The sequence below is a fragment of the Flavobacterium sp. 270 genome (genome assembly GCF_004368785.1).
Lineage (GTDB): Bacteria > Bacteroidota > Bacteroidia > Flavobacteriales > Flavobacteriaceae > Flavobacterium.
In genome coordinates this window covers 1,242,015-1,262,819 of sequence record NZ_SODM01000001.1, presented here as the reverse complement: position 1 = coordinate 1,262,819, position 20,805 = coordinate 1,242,015, and the positions used below count along the sequence as shown (strand labels likewise).

Below are 20,805 nucleotides of genomic sequence, written 5' to 3'. Positions count from 1 at the left end.
CTCGTCTAAAACCTCAGAACCTTAGATTCTTAGCATCTTAGCAGCTCAAATGAAAAAAAAATATTTTTTTTCATGAATCCGATTTTTCATTTTAAAATATAAAAAGTATTTTTGCGCATGCAACACAACGTACTTATTTTAGATTTCGGATCGCAATACACACAGCTTATTGCGCGTAGAGTTCGCGAATTAAATATATTCTGCGAAATTTTCCCTTACAATCACTTTCCTAGTGATTTATCACCTTATAAAGCAGTAATTTTAGGAGGAAGTCCATTTTCTGTAAGAGCAGAAGATGCGCCGCATCCTGATTTATCTCAAATTCGAGGCAAGCTTCCAATGTTAGCGGTTTGTTACGGAGCGCAGTATTTATCTCATTTTAGTGGAGGTGAAGTTGCAGCTTCTAACACAAGAGAATACGGAAGAGCTAACTTATCTTATATAAAAGAGAACGAAGTTTTCTTTGATGGCGTTTCAGAAAACAGCCAGGTTTGGATGAGCCACAGCGATAGTATCAAAGCTTTACCGACAAACGGAGTAAAATTGGCAAGCACAAATGATGTAGAATTTGCTGCTTATAAAATTGAAGGCGAAACTACTTATGGAATTCAATATCATCCAGAAGTTTTCCATTCTACAGATGGATCAAAAATGCTGGAGAACTTTTTAGTAAAAATTGCCGAAGTTCCTCAAAACTTTACACCAGGTGCTTTCGTAGAAGAAATGGTAGCAGAGTTAAAAGAGAAACTAGGAAACGATAAAGTAGTTTTAGGACTTTCTGGCGGAGTAGATTCTACTGTAGCAGCTGTTTTATTAAATAAAGCAATTGGCGAAAACCTATACTGTATTTTTGTAAATAACGGTTTATTGCGTAAAAACGAATTCCAAAATGTATTAGATCAATACAAAGGAATGGGATTAAACGTAAAAGGAGTAGATGCAGGAGATCGTTTTCTTGGCGAATTAGCCGGAATCAGCGATCCGGAAACCAAACGTAAAACAATTGGTCGTGTATTTATCGAAGTTTTTGATGATGAATCACACTTAATCGAAGACGTAAAATGGCTGGCACAAGGAACTATTTATCCTGACGTTATTGAGTCGGTTTCTGTAAAAGGACCATCGGCTACAATTAAATCGCACCACAATGTTGGTGGATTGCCAGATTATATGAAATTAAAAATTGTAGAACCGCTTAGAATGCTTTTCAAAGATGAAGTACGACGAGTTGGAGCTACTTTAGGAATAGATCCAGAATTATTAGGGAGACACCCTTTCCCGGGACCTGGATTATCAATTAGGATTTTAGGAGATATTACGCCAGAGAAAGTTCAGATTCTGCAAGATGTAGATTCAGTTTTTATCGAAGGATTAAAATCTTGGGGATTATACGACAAAGTTTGGCAGGCTGGAGCAATCTTGCTTCCTGTAAATAGTGTAGGTGTGATGGGTGATGAGCGTACTTACGAAAAAGTAGTAGCGCTAAGAGCTGTAGAATCTACCGACGGTATGACGGCTGACTGGGTTCACTTACCTTATGATTTCTTGATGAAAGTGTCTAACGACATTATTAATAAAGTAAAAGGTGTGAATCGTGTTGTTTACGATATAAGCTCAAAACCACCAGCAACAATTGAGTGGGAATAATCTTTGATTATTAATGAAATAGAATAAAAGAATGCCCGTATTTTACGGGCATTTTTTTGTTTAAAATCTATAATTTAATCTGTTGGAAGAAATTCAAATATTTTTTAACACATAGAATCATAGTTCAACTTTAGCTATAAAAAAGGCATTTCATTTATCTAAAGAAACATAGCTATGTGTGTAAATCTAGATTTGTTTTTATACTCTTTTTTACGCAAGAAAAACTATATTTCTATGTGTTAGAAATACTTATAGCAACGGGTTAATGTATTGTCGCAAAAAATAATGTTCTAAGTTGTAACAAACATGCAGGTAAGAATAGTGCTATTTTTAAAATTAAGTTACATTTGTAAAGCCCTAATTTTTTAAACCTACTATTTATGAGAGAACTTTTAACGATTTCTCTTGTGTTTATTTTGTCTTTTAACAGAATAACTGCGCAAGATTCAATTATTGAACATAAAATTCAAAAAGGAGAAACGGCATATTTTATTGCCCAAAAATATAAAGTATCTGTTGATGAAATTTATAAGCTCAATCCCGAATCTCAAAACGGTATAAAGGACAATCAAATTATAAAAATTCCTGTTCATGCGGAATCAAAAACAAATCAAAAGCAGCAAACTCATATAGTTTTAGCAAAAGAAACGTTGTTTGGCTTATCTAAACAATACAATGTTTCTGTTGAAGCCATTCAAAATGCAAATCAGGAAATCCTTGCCGGTGGTTTACAAATTGGTCAGGAATTAATTATTCCAGAAAGTACTTCGAATCCTAAAACAGAAGTGCTGTCAACTTCAAAAATTACACATCAGGTTACGGCAAAAGAATCTTTGTTCAGTATTGCGCGACAATACAATGTTTCGGTGCAGGATTTAGAAAATTTAAATAAAGATTTACTTCAAAACGGATTGCAGATTGGTCAGACCATTACAATTCCAAACAAAAGAAAAACGTTAGACGGAAGAGTTCGCGTAATCAATCAGGAAACTGTTTTTCATGTGGTTGAACCCAAAGAAACTAAATTTTCTATTGCCAAAAAATACAGTATTTCTATCGATCAGTTAGAATCACAAAATCCAGAAATTGTAAACGGATTAATTGTAGGCAACAAATTAGCCATCAATACTACAGCAATTAAACCAGCAAACGAAAGTGAAGAATTAATGCTGGCTTTGGCGGAAAAACAAGTTGTGGTTGAAAAGACAAAAGCCAAAACGGTTGAAATTGACGATTTAAAAGACCGGTTGGTTATTCAGAAAGAAATGAATCAGAAGATTATCAAAATTAATGATCTGAAAGTCAATCTGAATGATATGAATGGCTCTAAAGAAAATTCAGTTGAAAAACTAAGATTGGTTTTAGAAGCCAATAAAAATGTACAGGATATTTTAATGGCAAAATTAGATTCGTTAGTAAATACAATGAATAATGATTTGGTCGAATTGAAAAGAATGGACGTTATGAATATTGATGAATCGAAACGTCTTGAAAAACAATCTTACGCAAGCATCGGACAAACCAGTGATTTATCTTCTGAATTAAAAAAGGAGTTGGCAGAAAACCGAAAAGCTTACGCCGGACTGATGAATAAAGTGGAAAGAATTGCGGTTGAGGAAAATCAGGAATACAAAAAGAAAATCCGCGAAAGCGAAAAAAAGAACAGTGTTACTTCTTTGCAGCAACGCCTTTCGCTTGACGAAATAAAACGTTACAAAATAGATCAGGAACAGGGTGATGCGCAGAATCAGTTGTTGATTGCTAAAATAGATTCACTGGACAATCAGAAAAAAATTGAGATTAAAAGACAAATCAGTAAAGCGTCTTATTATAGCATGGAAGCCCGAAATTTTGATGATAAACTGGCTTTGGTAAAATTGAAAAAGTATCAGGATGAAGCAGTTAAAAATCAGAATAAAACGGAGGTTTCTAAAACGGTATCTTTGGAAGAAATGAAACGCGAACTGAAAGAAAATCCGCTTAGAACTGATAAAACAGTAAAAGTTGAAGTTTTTGATAATCTTAAACAAGTTTCAAATGGCTATTACTTAGTTTTAGGTATATTTACGGACGCAATGTTAAGAGATAGGCTCATTATGAAACTTATTGATACTGGCGATTTTAACGCTAGTTTCTTCTTTAATATAAACAGTCTTTCGTATTATGTTTATTCAGATAGATTCCAAAATATGGAAGAAGTTTTATATCAATGCAAGAAAAAGGAAGAAGATGAGTTATATAAAAATGTAATTATTGCTAAGGCAGAAATTGACCTTAGAGAATAATTAGCAGAAAATTAACTCGTGGCGCGAATCTTGCTTTATAGAGAATGAGTAACTTGTTTTTTGAATTAGAAATTAAATTGTTTTAAGCCCATATGAAATATTATTCAACATTATTTTCTCTTATTTTCTTTGTAACCTGTAATGCTTTTTCGCAGGAAAAAGTAGTAAAATACAAAGTATCAAGTGGAGAAACGATTAATCAGATTGCCGTAAAATTTAAGGTTACGCCTTATGATATTTATGCATTAAATCCAGATGCAAGAACTTCTTTGCCTCCGAATACTGTTTTGTTGATTCCGACTAAAGATGGAAACACTAAAACGGAAACGGCTGCAGTAAAATCAACTGCCGGCGGAAAAGAAATAATTCATGAAGTACAGCCAAAAGAAACTTTTTATAGTATCGAAAAAAAATATGGTATTTCTGATGAAGCTTTAAAAGCAGCAAATCCCGTTTTGGAAAAAACAGGCGTTCAGATTGGACAAAAACTGGTAATTCCAGCAAAAGGAAGTGCGCCAAAAGCTGTAGCTACAACTGCGAAAACGGTGAGTGCAAAAACACCTGAAAAATATGTTTATCACGATGTACAGGCAAAAGAAACCAAGTATTCTATTGCAAAACAATACAATACTACTATTGAAGATTTAGAAAAACGTAATCCCGAAATTGTAGCTAGTCTTCCAGTTGGTTATCGTGTAACAATAAAAGGAACAGCGCCTAAAACAGAAACGGCAAGTGCGCCAATAACCAATACCGTAAAACCTGCTGAAACTAAAAAATCAACAGAAGCTCCACGAAAAATAACCACTTATATGGATTATCAGGTGAAGCCAAAAGAGACTTTTTATAGTTTAGGAAGAACATTTCATTTAACTCAGGAAGAATTAACGGAATTAAATCCGTCACTTTCTGAAGGAGTAAAAGAAGGAATGGTTTTAAAAGTTCCGACTGGATATGTTGCAGCAGTGCCAATCGTAGCACAGCAACAACCTGTTGTAAAAACAGTTGAAAAACCTATTGAAAAAACAGAAACAAAAGCTCCAGAAGTAACTTCTGGCGGTGGCGGCGGTATAAAAATTGTTGGAACAGTAAGATCAGATGAAGCTGATCCAGAAGTAGTAGCATTAACTAAGAAGAGAGGACAAACAGATCGTAAAAAACTGGTTTTGCTATTGCCTTTTAATTTAGCTAAAATGCAAAATGATACAACAAGCATCAATAATCGAGTAAAAACGGATAAGTTTTTTAATATGACGCTTGATTTTTATTCTGGAGCTATGATGGCTATTGACTCGGCAAAAACATTAAAATTGCCTATAGATGTTGCAATTTATGATTCTCAGGAAACAAAAACGACATCAAATGTTGCAGGTTTAATTGCTCAAAATAAGCTTCAGGACGCCCACGCTGTAATCGGGCCGTTTTATCAAAATAATGCTGAATCTACAGCAAATACTTTGCGTTTGTACAATGTTCCGGTGATTTCGCCATTATCAAAAGATAGTGCAAACCCGATTGATAATTTGTATCAGTCAATTCCGTCTAATGATATTGTTCGAAATGCTATTTTTGACTATATGCGTTCTAAAAACGGAAATATCGTTGCTGTAGTAGACAAGAAAAAAGAATCGGTTGTCAGCTATATTAAACAAAACCAGAAAGGAGTTGTTTTTGCAGCTTTATCTGAAACTGGCGGACTTGATGTTGCCAATTTGAAAAGTCTTTTATTACCAAACAGAATGAATTATGTGGTAATGGAAACGGGTAACACGGCTATGGTAAAAACTACTATCAAAGCTATGCTTGATGCGCAAAAAACATGTCAGGTGCAGCTGGTAATTTTAGAACCAAACAGCACATTGGATACAGACGAAATTGATTTTAACAATTTGATCAAACTGAAATTAATGTATCCTTCGGTAACCAGAGAAAGTGACGAACAGCCTGTTGCCATTTTTGATAAAGAATACAGATTAAAAAATAAAGTAAATCCGAATACATACGCAACAAGAGGTTTTGATGTAACTTTTGATACTATGATGCGTTTAGTACAAGGAAAAACATATCAGGAAACAGCAGATTTAATGACAACGGAGCAAGTTGACAATAAGTTTCAATATTACAAAAAAGAAGATGGTGGACACGCCAATAAAGGTGTTTACATTTTATATTATGACACCGATTTAACTTTAAAAGTAGCAAATTAATGACATCAAAAGTAACCTATTTAGGAGATTTAAGAACAAAATCAATTCACGTGCAATCAGGAAGCGAAATCATTTCTGATGCACCATTAGATAATAACGGAAAAGGAGAAGCATTTTCTCCTACTGATACTGTTGCCAATGCACTAGCAAGCTGTATGATGACAGTTATGGGAATCAAAGCCCGTGATTTAGAAGTAGATTTTACAGGTTCTACAGCAGAAGTAACGAAGATAATGAATGCTGAGCCAAGACGTATTGGCGCAATTGAAATTGTTTTTGAAATGAAAGGCGTTGCAGATGAAAAAAACAAAACGATTCTGGAACGTACAGCAATGACCTGCCCAGTATTTTTGAGTTTAAGCAGTGAAATTGAAAAACGAATTACTTTTAACTGGAGTTAGTAGTTAAATAATTAAAAAAGCCGTCAAGAGATTGATGGTTTTTTTTTTGGAAAATTAAATCTGAATGCAATTGCTTCCCGCTGCTATTATCACATATTGCTTGGAAATTAACAAAAAATTCATGTTTTATTTTGGGCTTTACACAACATAATGGCTTATCTTTGTCTTGCAAAAAAAACGCATAATCATGTGTAAAAATGCATATTATTTGCATGTATTTTTAGAATAAAAATCTCGAAATTTAAGTTAGAAAGAATAAAAAACTATATATCATGTTAAAAAGTAAAATAGACAAAGCAACAGGTTTCGAAAAACGATTTGAAAACATCAATACCGTGGTTTTCGAAAATTCTACAGAAGCTTCTAAAGCAGTTGCCCAGGAAATTGCAGCTTTAATTCAAACAAAACAAAAAAACAATCAGCCTTGTATTTTAGGTCTTGCAACAGGTTCTTCTCCAAAAGGACTATATGCAGAACTGGTACGTCTTCATAAAGAAGAAGGATTAAGTTTTAAAAACGTAATTAGTTTCAATCTGGATGAATATTATCCAATGGAGCCTAACTCTATCAACAGTTATGTTCGTTTTATGAAAGAATTACTGTTTGATCATGTTGATATTTTACCTGAAAATTACCACGTTCCAGACGGACTTTTGACCAAAGAACAAATTGCAGATTACTGCCATAATTATGAAGCTAAAATTGAAGCTTTGGGCGGTATCGATTTGCAGATTTTGGGAATTGGAGGTAACGGACATATTGGTTTTAACGAATCGGGTTCGCTTCAAAACTCTAAAACCCGTTTGGTCGCTTTAGATCATATTACGAGAGTTGCGGCAAGTAAAGATTTTTCTGGATTAAGCAATACACCAAGAACAGCAATCACACTTGGAGTGAAAAAAATCATGGAAGCCAAACAAGTTATTTTGATGGCTTGGGGTGAAGGGAAAGCAAATATTGTAAAAAAATCGGTAGAAGATGAAGTAACAAATCGAGTTCCAGCTTCATTTTTGCAGGAACACGATAACGCAGTTTTTATTTTAGATAAAGAAGCTTCTTCAAAACTAACGAGAATCAACAGCCCTTGGCTGGTAGAAAAAGTAGTCTGGACAGATAAACTGACTAGAAAAGCAGTTTTAGGTTTGGCTTTAAAACTTAAAAAACCAATTTTAATGCTTACCGATGCCGATTATATCGAAAACGGAATGAGCGATTTACTGGCAGATTCTGGTCCGGCTTACGATATTAATATTAAGATTTTCAATAAATTACAAAATACCATTACAGGCTGGCCAGGCGGAAAACCAAATGCAGACGATACTAACCGCCCGGAAAGAGCAGAGCCGGCAAGAAAACGTGTTTTGCTTTTCAGTCCTCATCCAGATGATGATATTATCAGTATGGGAGGAACTTTTATGCGTCTGCAGGAGCAGGGACACGAAGTACACGTTGCCTACCAGACTTCTGGAAATATCGCTGTCGCGGATGATGAAGCGCTGCGTTTTGCAAGTTTCGTAATTGACTACAACGAAAAATTCGGAATCAAAAGCCCTGAGGCTGATACGATTTACGAAAAAGCGGTGACTTTTTTAAAGAATAAAAAGAACAGCGAAATCGACATTCCAGAAGTTCGTTACATAAAAGGATTAATTAGAAAAGGAGAGGCGAGAGCAACAAGTCATTTTGTTGGTTTAACAGACGATCAGATTCACTTTATGGAACTTCCGTTTTACGAAACTGGAACAATTGAGAAAAAACCAATCGGAAAAGAAGATATTCAATTGACGATGGATTTAATTGAAAAAATTAAACCACACCAAATATATGCAGCCGGAGATTTAGCAGATCCACACGGAACACATAAAGTTTGTTTGGATGCGATTTTTGAAGCTGTAAAAGCTTTAAAACCAAAACCTTTTATGGACGATTGCTGGTTATGGTTATACCGCGGTGCTTGGCAGGAATGGGGAATTGATGAAGTTGAAATGGCGGTACCAATGAGCCCGGATCAGGTTTTGGCAAAACGCCACGGAATCTTTAAACACCAATCTCAAAAAGACGGAGTTGTTTTTCAAGGAACAGATGCCAGAGAATTTTGGCAGAGAGCCGAAGACAGAAACCACGAAACGGCAATGCTTTATCAGCAATTAGGTTTGGCAACTTACGCAGCAATGGAGGCTTTTGTGAGATGGCATTACTAAAGTTGCTAAGGTTCTGAGAGGCTGAGATTCTAAGCTGTAATAAAGATTTAAACCATATAAGTTATATAAGTAAATTTAAGTTTATATATGCTTGTAAAACTTATATGGTTTGATAGAATAAGTAAACTTTAGTTTATATGTAAGCTCTAGTTATTTAAATGAACTTATATAACTTATATGGTTTAAAAAATAATTCATATCAAATAGAAATATTTTTTTAAAATAATAATAGCTTTGCAAGAGAAGCAAGAAAGGGAATTCTATATTCTTTATTCTTGCTTCTTTTTCTTTTATAAAAATGGAACAAGACAATAAACTTCTCATAAAATTAGCCCACACCAAAATGCCTTTCGGAAAATACGAAGGACGTTATTTAATAGATTTGCCTGAATATTATGTCGTTTGGTATCAGAATAAAGGATTTCCAAAAGGAGAATTAGGCCAGCAACTGCAGCTTATTTATGAGTTGAAATTGAATGGTTTGGAAGAGTTAATTCGTAATATTAAAAAACGATATCCGAAACCGTAATTTAGATTTTTGGATTGTTAGATTATTAGATAAAATTTTCATTTTAATACTTGGAAATATTGTAAAGAATAAAAATAATTTAACGTAGAAGAGTATTTATTTCTAATTTGAAAAAAGAAATAATTTACCAATCTAAATTTCTAAAAATCTAAGAAGTCTAATATCTAAATTGTCCAATTAAATTTGTACTTTTGCCAAGTTTTTTACACAACTACATACAAACAGACAACAGAATGAATCAAACAAAATATATTTTTGTTACAGGAGGTGTGACTTCATCTTTAGGAAAAGGAATTATCGCAGCTTCTTTGGCAAAATTATTACAAGGAAGAGGTTACCGTACTACTATTCAAAAATTTGACCCATATATTAATGTGGATCCAGGTACTTTAAATCCATATGAACACGGAGAATGTTATGTTACAGATGATGGTGCAGAAACAGATTTAGATTTAGGACACTACGAGCGTTTCTTAAACGTTCCTACTTCTCAGGCCAATAACGTTACTACAGGAAGAGTTTATCTTTCGGTTATTGAAAAAGAAAGAAGAGGGGAATTTTTAGGAAAAACAGTTCAGGTTGTTCCTCATATTACCAACGAAATCAAAGACAGAATGCAATTGCTGGGTAAATCTGGAGATTATGATATTGTGATTACCGAAATCGGAGGAACTGTTGGGGATATTGAATCTTTACCTTATATAGAGTCTGTTCGTCAGTTAGTTTGGGAGTTAGGAGAAAACAACGGAATCGTTATTCATTTAACATTAGTTCCTTATTTGGCTGCTGCAGGTGAGTTAAAAACAAAACCAACGCAGCACTCAGTAAAAACTTTGATGGAAAGCGGTATTAAAGCCGATATTTTGGTTTGTAGAACCGAGCACGAATTGTCTCAGGAATTACGCCAAAAACTAGCTTTATTTTGCAATGTAAAAAAAGAAGCAGTTATTCAGTCAATTGATGCTTCTACCATATATGAAGTTCCAAATTTAATGCTTGAAGAAGGGTTAGATGTTGTGGCTTTAAAGAAATTAGATTTACCTAAAAAAGCTTTGCCAGACCTTAAGACTTGGAATACTTTTTTACGCCGTTTAAAAAACCCAAAACAAACCGTAAATATTGGTTTAATTGGTAAATATGTAGAAATGCAGGATTGTTACAAATCTATTTTAGAGGCGTTTATTCATGCAGGAGCTGCAAACGAAACTAAAGTAAACGTAATTTCTATACACTCAGAACACATTAATATTGATAATGTGGAAGAAAAACTAGGACCTCTTGATGGAGTTTTGGTTGCACCAGGATTTGGAGAAAGAGGTATTGAAGGAAAAATCGAAGCAGTTCGTTATGCACGTGAAAATAATATTCCGTTTTTCGGAATTTGTTTAGGAATGCAAATGTCTGTTATCGAATATTCTAGAAATATTTTAGGTTACGCTGAAGCGAATTCTACAGAGATGAACGAAAAAACGCCTCATCCTGTTGTGAATTTAATGGAAGAGCAAAAAACAATTACAGACAAAGGTGGTACAATGCGTCTTGGAGCTTGGAAATGTGATATTAAGCCAAACACTTTAGCACACAAAATTTACGGACAAAAAACTATTTCGGAGCGTCACCGCCACCGTTATGAGTACAATAATAAATACGCAGACGAATTACAAAAAGCTGGTTTAAAAGCTTCTGGTGTTAATCCTGATACAGGTTTGGTAGAAATTGTAGAATTAGAGAATCACCCATTCTTTATTGGAGTACAATATCATCCAGAATACAAAAGTACAGTTGCCAATCCGCATCCAATTTTTGTAAACTTTGTAGCAGCTGCTGTAAATTCACATAAAAAACAATAATTATATTCTAAGAGGATGTAACGTTTGAGATCAACTCATTACTAATAGCCTTAAACGAATAACTTTTTTAAACAATAATGGAAGAAAAAAAATTTGACCTTAATTCAATCATTGGTTTTGTATTGATATTTGGAATTTTGATTTGGATTATGTACCAAAATCAACCTTCTGAAAAAGAGATTGCTGCTGAAAAAGCCAAGAAAGAATTAGTAGCTAAACAAGAAGCTCAGGCTAAAGCTGATAAAACTAAAACTGCAGTTGTACCGGTTACGGCAGCAACGCCAGGTGACACGGCTCAAATAGCAGAATTGCAAAAAAGTTTAGGTGGTTTTGCTTATTCAGCAACGCTTCCTTCTGCAAAAGAATCTTTTACTACAATCGAAAATGAAAAGATCAAACTAAAAATCGCTAACAAAGGTGGTTACATAGTTGAAGCTACATTGAAAGAATTTAAAAGATTTGAGAAAAATTCTGGTCAATTAGTAGAATTAATTAAAGACAATAATTCTAATCTAAACATTCAATTACAAACGACAGATAACAGAACTTTAAACTCTAAAGATTTGTTTTTTGAACCAACACTCACTAAAGTTGGAGCAGATCAGGTTTTGTCAATGCGTTTAAAAGCAGGTGCAAACGAATTTTTAGAATACAAATACATATTAAAACCAAACGATTATTTAGTTGGTTTTGATATTCGTTCTCAAGGTTTAAATAAAGTTTTAAATTCTTCTAAACCATTAGATTTAGTTTGGGATTTAAAAACATACAGAAACGAAAAAAGTATATCTTATGAAAATCGTTATGCTCAAATTGAATATGAGTATGGTGATGAAAAGTACAGTTCTGTAAGTGCTAACGGAGAAGGAAAAGAAGAAACTCCTGAAAAGGTAAGTTATATAGCTTTTAAACAGCACTTTTTTACTACTATATTATCTACTGATAAAGCTTTTGAGAAATCAAGATTGCAATCTGATAACTTAGTAAAAGACGAAAAAATAGATACTGTTTTTACAAAACAATTTAAAGCAACTGTGCCGTTAGCTTTTTCTAACGGAGAAGTTGATTATAAAATGAGCTGGTATTTTGGACCGGCTGATTACAAAGTATTAAAATCATACGATAAAAATTTCGAAAAAATTATTCCATTAGGTTGGGGGATTTTCGGATGGATCAATAAATGGATTTTTATTCCATTATTCGGATTCTTAAGTTCAACAATTGGATTGTCTCTAGGAATTGCGATTATTATTTTTACAATTCTTATCAAATTGGCTATGTCGCCAATTACCTATAAGTCATTCTTGTCGCAGGCTAAAATGAAAGTTTTACGTCCTGAGATTTCAGAATTGGGAGAAAAATTCAAAAAAGACCCAATGAAGAAACAACAGGAAACAATGAAATTATACAACAAAGCAGGTGTAAACCCAATGGCAGGATGTATTCCGGCATTGATTCAGCTTCCTTTTATGTATGCATCGTTCCAGTTTTTCCCATCTGCTTTTGAGTTAAGACAAAAAGGCTTCCTTTGGGCAGACGATTTATCTTCATTTGATGCTGTAGTAAAATTACCTTTTCATATTCCATTGTACGGAGATCATATCAGTTTGTTTCCAATCTTGGCTGCAATTGCAATTTTCTTCTACATGAAAATGACTTCTGGAGATCAGCAAATGGCAGCGCCGCAACAAGAAGGTATGCCGGATATGGCAAAAATGATGAAAATCATGATTTATGTTTCGCCATTAATGATGTTAATTTTCTTCAATAGTTATGGTGCTGGTTTGAGTTTGTATAACTTTATTTCAAACTTAATCACAATCGGAATTATGTTTGTAATCAAAAATTATATTGTTGATACAGACAAAATTCACGCTCAAATTCAGGAAAATAAATTAAAAGAGCCTAAAAAGCAAAGCAAGTTTCAACAACGTCTTCAAGAAGTGATGGAACAACAAGAAGCTGCAAAAGCTCAGAATAAAAAGAAATAAGTTCTATAAAAAAATCTCGATTTAATCGGGATTTTTTTTATACCGCTATAATTTATAATTTAGATTTTCGTTTAGCTAAAAAACAAAGTATAAAATGATTTACAAAAAACTCATATTCGGATTAGTTTTCTTAAATGCTTTTTTTATGAATGCTCAGACAGCCGTAAACAAATTGGATGCTGAAGGCAAAAAAGATGGATTATGGAAAGGAATTTATACAGAATCTAAAAGACCTCGTTATGAAGGAACTTTTAGCCACGGTAAAGAAACGGGAGTGTTTAAGTTTTTTGATGATACCAAAAAAGGAGATGTTATAGCGACTCGCGATTTTAGTGCAAATGATGGCAGTTCGTATACTATTTTTTACGATCAGAATAAAAATAAAGTAAGCGAAGGAAAAGAAGTAGGCAAAGCTCACGACGGCGAATGGAAGTTTTATCATAAAGCTTCGACCGTTTTGATGACGCTCGAAAATTATAAAAACGGAAAACTAGAAGGCCTTAGAACAATATATTATCCGAATGCTAAAGTGGCAGAAGAGATGATGTATAAAAATGGTCTTAGAGATGGAATCTATAAAAAAATGGGTCAGGATGGATCGCTTTTAGAACAGTCAACGTATAAAAATGATGAGTATAACGGTGATGCTGTTTTTTACGAAACTGACGGATCAGTTGCTTCTAAAGGGAAATTTCTAAACGGAAAAAAAGTTGGAATGTGGCAATTTACAACCAAAGGAAAAACGAAGCAAGTAAATATGAGTGATCCAAAAAGTAATTACCAAGCGAATTCAAAACCTAAAATGGAGTAGAGGAAAGGTTTAAAGGTACTGAGGTTCTAAGCTACAAAGGTTTTAAATTGAACATATTAAAAATGTATTTAATGTATAAGCAAGATATACATTAAGTACATTTTTGTTTTAAGTTGATATTAAATAATTATTTCAACTATCTGCTAAATCTCCAAAATCTGCGAGAAAAATTATACTTTAAATAGATATAAATATCAAAACAGGATCTTACGCTATTAAAAAGCTATAAGTTTTATCTACAGCAGGATTGTATAAACTAATCAAAACTACTATAATTATCTATATTTTGGCGTACCTTTGCACCCTTGTAAATATAAACGAGTTAAAATGAAACGTGTAGTTGTTGGACTTTCTGGTGGTGTAGATTCTAGTGTTGCTGCTTATTTATTGCAACAACAGGGTTACGAAGTTATTGGCCTTTTTATGAAAAACTGGCATGATGATTCGGTTACTATTTCTAATGAATGTCCTTGGTTAGAAGATAGTAATGATGCTTTATTAGTAGCAGAAAAACTCGGAATACCGTTTCAAACCGTTGATTTAAGCGAAGAATACAAAGAGAAAATCGTTGATTATATGTTCAACGAATACGAAAAAGGAAGAACTCCAAATCCTGACGTGCTTTGTAACCGCGAAATCAAATTTGATGTTTTCATGAAAATTGCTTTAAGTCTTGGTGCAGATTATGTGGCAACAGGTCATTATTGTCAAAAAAGTGAAATTGAAGTGGACGGAAAACCTGTTTATCAATTAATTGCCGGTGCAGATACCAACAAAGATCAATCTTATTTCTTGTGTCAGTTATCTCAGGAACAATTAGCAAAATCATTGTTTCCAATTGGTGCTTTAACAAAACCGGAAGTACGTGAAATCGCTGCTGAAATGGATTTGGTAACAGCAGAAAAGAAAGATTCTCAAGGTTTATGTTTTATTGGTAAAGTTCGTTTACCAGAATTTTTGCAGCAAAAATTACAGCCTAAAGAAGGTAAAATAGTTCAGATTGATAAAAATGATCCAATTTACAATATCGAGAAACCTGCTGGTTTATCTTTAGAAGAAGAATTGAAATTAGAATCTCAAAAACTAAATTATCTTCCTACAATGGGAAAAGTGGTTGGGAAACATCAAGGAGCACATTATTTTACAATCGGACAGCGTAAAGGACTAAACGTGGGCGGAACTACAGATCCGTTGTTTATTATTGCTACAAATGTTGAAACCAATACTATTTATACTGGTTTAACAAGCCAGCACCCTGGTTTGTTTAGAAAAGCTTTATTTATAGAAAAATCAGAAGTACACTGGATACGTACAGATTTGGCTTTAAAAGTTGGAGAAAGTATGGAAGTAATGGCAAGAATCCGTTATCGTCAGCCTTTGCAAAAAGCAACTTTGCATCAGTTTGAAGACGGAATGTACATTCGTTTTGATGAACCGCAATCTGCTGTAACAGAAGGTCAGTTTGCTGCTTGGTATTTCGATAATGAATTAGTTGGTTCGGGAGTAATTTCTTAGCTTTATACTTTTTTACAAAGGTTTTCCTTTTAAAAAAGTATCCGATGAAACACTACTACTTTACATTTATTATATTATTCTTTTCTTCTGCTATGTTTTCGCAAGTAGAAGAAGATGCGTGGGTTTACTTTTCTGGCAAACCAAATACACAGCAATATTTAGACGCTCCTTTGACAATGCTTTCGCAGAGAGCATTAGATCGTAGGACGAATCAAAATATTGCTTTAAATTTAACCGATGCGCCTTTAGAAAAATCATACGTAAATCAAATAAAAGCCAGTGCAGGTATAATCATAATGTCAAAATCAAAATGGTTAAACGCATTGCATATTCGTGGTACTCAAGCCAATATTAATGCATTAAAACTATTAACGTTTGTAGAAAAAGTAGTTTTTGCGAACAAAGCTTTAAATATTACTTCAAAAAAAGTTTCCGAAAATAAAATTGCTCAAACAAAAGAAAAATTCAAAACGGAGATCAATTACAATTACGGAACTTCTGCCAATCAAATTCAGATGTTGAACGGACAGGTTTTACATCAGCAAAATTATACGGGTTCGGGTAAAGTAATTGCGGTTTTAGACGCTGGTTTCCCGGGTGTAAATACGGCACAGCCTTTTGAAAATCTGAGAACGAATAACAGAATTTTAGGCGGTTACGATTTTGTTTCCAGAAGCGAAAACTTTTATGCAGGCGACGATCATGGCACTATGGTTCTCTCTACAATGGGCGGTTACAAAGAAAATGCTTTGGTAGGAACTGCTCCAGATGCTTCTTATTATTTGTTTATTACAGAAAATGATCTTTCTGAAAATCCCGTTGAAGAATCCCTTTGGGTTGAAGCGGCAGAAAAAGCCGATAGTTTAGGAGTAGATATTATTACGACTTCTTTGGGTTATTTTGCCTCTGATAAAACTAATTACAGTCATACTTACAGCGATATGAATGGCACTACAACTTTTATTTCGCGTGGTGCTGAAATGGCTTTTAGCAAAGGAATATTTGTTGTGGCTTCAGCTGGAAATGAGGGTAATACGGCAGAACCACATGTAGGTGCGCCTGCAGATGCAGTTTCGGTTCTTACGGTTGGATCTGTTGATAATGCAAAAGTAAAATCATCCTTTAGTTCTATAGGGCCAACTTTTGATAATCGGATAAAGCCCGATGTCATGGCACAGGGAACTGCAGCAGTGGTTTCGACAACAACAGGAACAATTGCTACGATCAACGGAACTTCATTTTCGTGTCCGATAATGGCTGGAATGGTGGCGTGTTTATGGCAGGCTTTTCCAGCTAAAACCAATAAAGAAATTCGAAAAATGATTGTAGAATCAGCTGATAAATTTACTAGTCCAAATAATAATTATGGTTATGGAATTCCGAATTTTGGATCGACTTTGGGGGTAGAACGTTTTGTTGCTTCTTCTGATGCTTTTTCTGTTTTTCCAAATCCTGTGCAAAGCGATATTTCGTTTTCGTTTTTAAACGAAAGTAATACGGCTTCGGTTGCTATTTATTCTATTTTAGGACAGAAACTTATCGAGAAACAAATTACTACTCAAAACCCGGTTCTTTCTTTACAAGCCCTTAAAAGCGGTCTTTATTTTTATACTTTTGATGCTGACGGATTGCGCAAAACAGGAAAGATAATCAAACAATAACAGCATTTTTTAATGAATAGAATTACACAGCTTTTTAATATAAAATACCCAATAATTCAAGGCGGAATGATTTGGAACAGCGGTTACAAATTGGCTTCTGCCGTAAGCAATGCTGGCGGTTTAGGTCTTATTGGTGCAGGTTCGATGTATCCCGAAGTATTAAGGGAACATATTCAGAAATGTAAAAAAGCTACCGATAAACCTTTTGGAGTTAATATCCCGATGTTATATCCTAACATCGAAGAAATTATAAATATTGTGGTAGAAGAAGGGGTAAAGATTGTTTTTACTTCGGCAGGAAATCCTAAAACGTGGACTGCATTCCTGAAAGAAAAAGGGATTAAGGTTGTGCATGTTGTAAGCAGCAGTGTTTTTGCCTTAAAAGCGCAGGATGCAGGTGTTGATGCGATTGTGGCAGAAGGTTTTGAAGCTGGTGGACATAACGGACGTGATGAAACGACTACGCTGACTTTGATCCCGATGGTGAAAGAAAAAATTCAGATTCCGATTATCGCCGCAGGAGGTATTGCAACCGGAAGAGGAATGCTTGCCACAATGGTTCTGGGTGCCGATGGTGTGCAGGTTGGAAGTCGTTTTGCAGCTTCTGTTGAATCTTCGTCACACAATAATTTTAAAGAAAAAATAGTTAAAGTAAAAGAAGGAGATACGCATTTGACTTTAAAAGAGTTAGCGCCTGTGAGATTGGTTAAAAATAAGTTTTATCAGGATATTCAGGATTTGTATGAAAAATGTCCTTCTAAAGAAGATCTTACAACACTTTTAGGCAGAGCAAGAGCCAAAAAAGGAATGTTTGAAGGAGATCTGGATGAAGGCGAATTAGAAATTGGGCAGATTGCTGGAATTATTCATGAAATTCTGCCGGCTGAAAAAATAATTCAAGAAATGATGTCGGAATTTGAAATTGCCTGCAAAGAAAAGACTAAATTTGAATTTTAACTACTTGTAAGAAATACTCCATGAATGCTATGCGCACTTATATAATTTTACTTTTTTTAGGTTTAGGCCTGCAGCAGTCTTATGCGCAGACGTACCAATTTAAAACTTCTGGATTTAGTGTTCTGGAAAAAAATGAAAAAGGTAAATGGGGAGAATGGTCTAATCTGGATCTGGTAAATCTTTCGGTAATTTTAGATACTAATAAACATAGAATCGTAGTGTATTCAATGGAAATTCAGTTGTTTAATATTTTGAATTACATTGAACGCGAAGAAAATGATACCGATATTGTCTATTCTTTTATGTGCAAAGATAACGACGGAAGAGAGTGTAAACTTTCTATAATAACCCGCAAAAAGCAAGATTATCGCAAACAGCTTTACATTAATTATGATGATCATATTATTGTTTATAATATGGTTACGGTTTAGCTAAGCAGTTCATTGACTTTTTGTAATTAACTATGAAAATAAAAAATATTACTACATTTTTTTTGTTACTTTTTGTACTATCTGTTTCTTCTCAAGAATGGAAACAAAATTTTAAAATTGTCGAACCAGTAAGAGTTAGAGATAATGATTTTGGTTTTGCTGTCGCAACTTATGATGGTTATGCTGCATATGGTGCAGATCAGACAGAAGTAGGTAATGTAGAAAATGCGGGTAAAGTTTATATTGCAAAACAAGATTGCGACGGCTGGACAATATATCAGGAACTTTCACTTCCAGATGCAAGAAACTATTGTGGTTTTGGTTCTGTATTATTTATGGAAGGAAAAACACTTGCAATTGTTGGTTGTGATGTTGCAATTCCTTCTGGAAATGCCGTATATATGTACGAGAGAGATAGTAATGATAATTATATATTTAAGCAAAAAATAGCCAGAGACGAAAATTCTTTGTTTGATAATTATGGTTCTAGGATTGCTATTTCAGAAAATTTTATGGTCGTAGGTTCATCATATAATAGTACAGATAGTAGTTTAAATAATTATTTAGAAAATGCAGGTGCAGCATATATTTTTTATAAAGGTACTGATGGAGTTTGGTCATTAGTACAAAAAATAGTAGCAAGCGATAGAGAGAGACGAGATTCTTTTGGTAATTCTGTGGCTATTTACAAAAATACAATTGTTGTTGGCGCGGTGGAAGAAGGAATTAACTCGCCCGGTGCAGCTTATGTATTTGAAAAAAATAATAATTCTAATACCTGGCAGGAAACTAAAAAATTAACGGCTTACGATTTTAGAGCAACGCAGGATAGATTTGGTGAGATTGTAAAAATCAATGAAAACGGGATCATGGTTGCGGCTCCAGGTGAAGATGATTATGATTCTAATTTGAGTGGAGATGGCGGGGGACCGCTTACTATGTTAGGTGGTGTTTATATCTTTAAGAAAAACTCAAGCGGGGAATGGAATGGTTATCAAAAATTAAGAGCCTCTAATGGCTCAGCTAATTTTTTTGCTTTTGGTAATAAAATGGAAGTCTATAAAGATCAAATAGCCGTGCGGGGAAGCGAATATGAATATGATGTCAACGGAAATTTATCAAAAGTTTTTGGACATGTATATATGTTTAAAAAAGGAAACGAAGGTACCTGGGCTGAATATCAAACTGTGGTATCAAACATAAAACGGAATAGTGATTGGTTTGCAGGTTCAATTTCTTTGTATGAAAATGATTTATTTATTGGTGCATTTTGGGACGCTTTAGATGCAAACGGTCAAAACTATATTGGCTATACTGGTGCAGTTTACATTTTTAATACTTATAATTATGTAAATACGCAAAAACCAGTATTAAATACTATTCCGGTATTAAAATCTTGCGCTGATTTAGGAAATGGGTTTTCTTCAAGTTTCAATTTAGGATCAATTGAAACGGATTTGGTTGAAAATTCTAGCAATTTTATTTTTACTTATACAGATAAACTAGGAAATAAACTGCCGTCTCCTTTACCAGTTAATTATTCTAATATTGAGCCTTATTCTGAAAAAATAAATATAAAAGTAGCCAATAAAAATAATCCAAGTTGTTTTCAGGAAACTAAAATTGAATTACAAACTATTTCTTCATTTACCTTAAATCCTATATCGGATATGTATAAATGTGATTTGAAAGGAACAGGTCTTGCAGAATTTGATTTATCAAAAGTTAATGCAGTTCTTGTAAATGATCCTTCACTTTTTACTTTTTCATATTTTGATACAAAAGGAAATGATATTACTAGTTTGATTAATCAATCCTATACTAATTCTACCAAAAATTTTGAAGAGATAATTGTTAATGTTACAGAAACTAATACTTCTTGCAGTGCAAAGACAAAAATAAATTTATATGTTTCTAATGTTAGCTCAGATTGTCAGCAAAACGAAGAAGAAGATTATGTCATACCAAAGTTTTTTACGCCAAATGGAGATGAATTTAATGATAACTGGAAAATTACAGGAATAAATGATCAGAATTATAATATCTATATTTATGATAGGTATGGGAAATTGTTAAAAAATTTAGGAAAGAGTGAGAGCTGGGACGGAAATTATAATGGAGTACCATTGCCATCTTCTGATTATTGGTTTCACTTAGTATTTGAAAACGGAATAGCTAAGAAAGGTCATTTTACGCTAAAAAGATAACTACTTAATAAGTCTTTCAATAATAGAATAGTTTAAATTTTAATAAAAAAAATCCAAATTTCAATATCAAGTAAGACATTGGAATTTGGATTTTTTATTTGGAATTTTAATT

The 20,805-nt window shown here is 33.7% G+C and carries 14 protein-coding genes; all 14 read left to right on the top strand.

Annotated features, from left to right (window positions below):
• Nucleotides 1-117 precede the first annotated feature (117 nt).
• The 14 genes from guaA (at nt 118) to EV144_RS05380 (ending at nt 20,693) form a co-directional block, all read left to right on the top strand.
• Complete coding sequence (gene guaA, locus EV144_RS05445; RefSeq protein ID WP_134146879.1) at nt 118-1,647, top strand: glutamine-hydrolyzing GMP synthase; 1,530 nt, start codon at nt 118-120, stop codon at nt 1,645-1,647.
• Between the two features lie 380 nt (nt 1,648-2,027).
• Complete coding sequence (locus tag EV144_RS05440) at nt 2,028-3,932, top strand: LysM peptidoglycan-binding domain-containing protein (RefSeq protein WP_134146877.1); 1,905 nt, start codon at nt 2,028-2,030, stop codon at nt 3,930-3,932.
• A gap of 92 nt (nt 3,933-4,024) precedes the next feature.
• A complete protein-coding gene (locus tag EV144_RS05435) occupies nt 4,025-6,139 on the top strand; it encodes a LysM peptidoglycan-binding domain-containing protein (RefSeq protein ID WP_134146875.1) in 2,115 nt (704 codons plus the stop codon).
• Complete coding sequence (locus EV144_RS05430; protein ID WP_134146873.1) at nt 6,139-6,540, top strand: OsmC family protein; 402 nt, start codon at nt 6,139-6,141, stop codon at nt 6,538-6,540. The genes EV144_RS05435 and EV144_RS05430 overlap by 1 nt, the downstream gene beginning before the upstream one ends.
• Nucleotides 6,541-6,812: 272 nt before the next feature.
• Nucleotides 6,813-8,741, top strand: coding sequence for a glucosamine-6-phosphate deaminase (gene nagB / locus EV144_RS05425; RefSeq protein ID WP_134146871.1), 1,929 nt, complete (start codon nt 6,813-6,815; stop codon nt 8,739-8,741).
• Between the two features lie 298 nt (nt 8,742-9,039).
• Complete coding sequence (locus EV144_RS05420; RefSeq protein WP_134146869.1) at nt 9,040-9,270, top strand: DUF3820 family protein; 231 nt, start codon at nt 9,040-9,042, stop codon at nt 9,268-9,270.
• A gap of 233 nt (nt 9,271-9,503) precedes the next feature.
• Entirely contained in the window at nt 9,504-11,120 is a 1,617-nt protein-coding gene (locus EV144_RS05415; protein ID WP_134146867.1) for a CTP synthase, read from the top strand.
• Between the two features lie 77 nt (nt 11,121-11,197).
• Complete coding sequence (yidC, locus tag EV144_RS05410; protein WP_134146865.1) at nt 11,198-13,111, top strand: membrane protein insertase YidC; 1,914 nt, start codon at nt 11,198-11,200, stop codon at nt 13,109-13,111.
• Nucleotides 13,112-13,205: 94 nt separating this feature from the next.
• Entirely contained in the window at nt 13,206-13,922 is a 717-nt protein-coding gene (locus EV144_RS05405) for a toxin-antitoxin system YwqK family antitoxin (protein ID WP_134146863.1), read from the top strand.
• A gap of 327 nt (nt 13,923-14,249) precedes the next feature.
• Nucleotides 14,250-15,437: a tRNA 2-thiouridine(34) synthase MnmA gene (gene mnmA, locus EV144_RS05400; protein WP_134146861.1), complete on the top strand. Its 1,188-nt coding sequence runs from the start codon at nt 14,250-14,252 to the stop codon at nt 15,435-15,437.
• Between the two features lie 44 nt (nt 15,438-15,481).
• Nucleotides 15,482-17,098, top strand: a complete 1,617-nt coding sequence (locus EV144_RS05395) for a S8 family serine peptidase (protein WP_134146859.1) — start codon at nt 15,482-15,484, stop codon at nt 17,096-17,098.
• A 12-nt stretch (nt 17,099-17,110) separates the two neighbouring features.
• Nucleotides 17,111-18,055, top strand: a complete 945-nt coding sequence (locus EV144_RS05390) for an NAD(P)H-dependent flavin oxidoreductase (protein WP_134146857.1) — start codon at nt 17,111-17,113, stop codon at nt 18,053-18,055.
• 20 nt (nt 18,056-18,075) lie between these two features.
• On the top strand, nt 18,076-18,486 hold the full coding sequence (locus tag EV144_RS05385; protein ID WP_134146855.1) for a hypothetical protein: 411 nt from the start codon (nt 18,076-18,078) through the stop codon (nt 18,484-18,486).
• 32 nt (nt 18,487-18,518) lie between these two features.
• Nucleotides 18,519-20,693 carry a T9SS type B sorting domain-containing protein gene (locus EV144_RS05380; RefSeq protein WP_134146853.1) on the top strand — a complete coding sequence of 725 codons (2,175 nt, stop codon included), beginning with the start codon at nt 18,519-18,521 and terminating at the stop codon, nt 20,691-20,693.
• Nucleotides 20,694-20,805 lie beyond the last annotated feature (112 nt).

What these genes read in the sequence shown, in the direction of transcription:
- mnmA (WP_134146861.1), top strand. Translation starts at nt 14,250, where the DNA reads ATGAAACGTGTAGTTGTTGGACTTTCTGGTGGTGTAGATTCTAGTGTT.
- EV144_RS05380 (WP_134146853.1), top strand. Translation starts at nt 18,519, where the DNA reads ATGAAAATAAAAAATATTACTACATTTTTTTTGTTACTTTTTGTACTA.
- nagB (WP_134146871.1), top strand. Translation starts at nt 6,813, where the DNA reads ATGTTAAAAAGTAAAATAGACAAAGCAACAGGTTTCGAAAAACGATTT.
- EV144_RS05430 (WP_134146873.1), top strand. Translation starts at nt 6,139, where the DNA reads ATGACATCAAAAGTAACCTATTTAGGAGATTTAAGAACAAAATCAATT.
- EV144_RS05385 (WP_134146855.1), top strand. Translation starts at nt 18,076, where the DNA reads ATGAATGCTATGCGCACTTATATAATTTTACTTTTTTTAGGTTTAGGC.
- EV144_RS05390 (WP_134146857.1), top strand. Translation starts at nt 17,111, where the DNA reads ATGAATAGAATTACACAGCTTTTTAATATAAAATACCCAATAATTCAA.
- EV144_RS05420 (WP_134146869.1), top strand. Translation starts at nt 9,040, where the DNA reads ATGGAACAAGACAATAAACTTCTCATAAAATTAGCCCACACCAAAATG.
- EV144_RS05440 (WP_134146877.1), top strand. Translation starts at nt 2,028, where the DNA reads ATGAGAGAACTTTTAACGATTTCTCTTGTGTTTATTTTGTCTTTTAAC.
- yidC (WP_134146865.1), top strand. Translation starts at nt 11,198, where the DNA reads ATGGAAGAAAAAAAATTTGACCTTAATTCAATCATTGGTTTTGTATTG.
- EV144_RS05395 (WP_134146859.1), top strand. Translation starts at nt 15,482, where the DNA reads ATGAAACACTACTACTTTACATTTATTATATTATTCTTTTCTTCTGCT.
- EV144_RS05415 (WP_134146867.1), top strand. Translation starts at nt 9,504, where the DNA reads ATGAATCAAACAAAATATATTTTTGTTACAGGAGGTGTGACTTCATCT.
- EV144_RS05405 (WP_134146863.1), top strand. Translation starts at nt 13,206, where the DNA reads ATGATTTACAAAAAACTCATATTCGGATTAGTTTTCTTAAATGCTTTT.
- guaA (WP_134146879.1), top strand. Translation starts at nt 118, where the DNA reads ATGCAACACAACGTACTTATTTTAGATTTCGGATCGCAATACACACAG.
- EV144_RS05435 (WP_134146875.1), top strand. Translation starts at nt 4,025, where the DNA reads ATGAAATATTATTCAACATTATTTTCTCTTATTTTCTTTGTAACCTGT.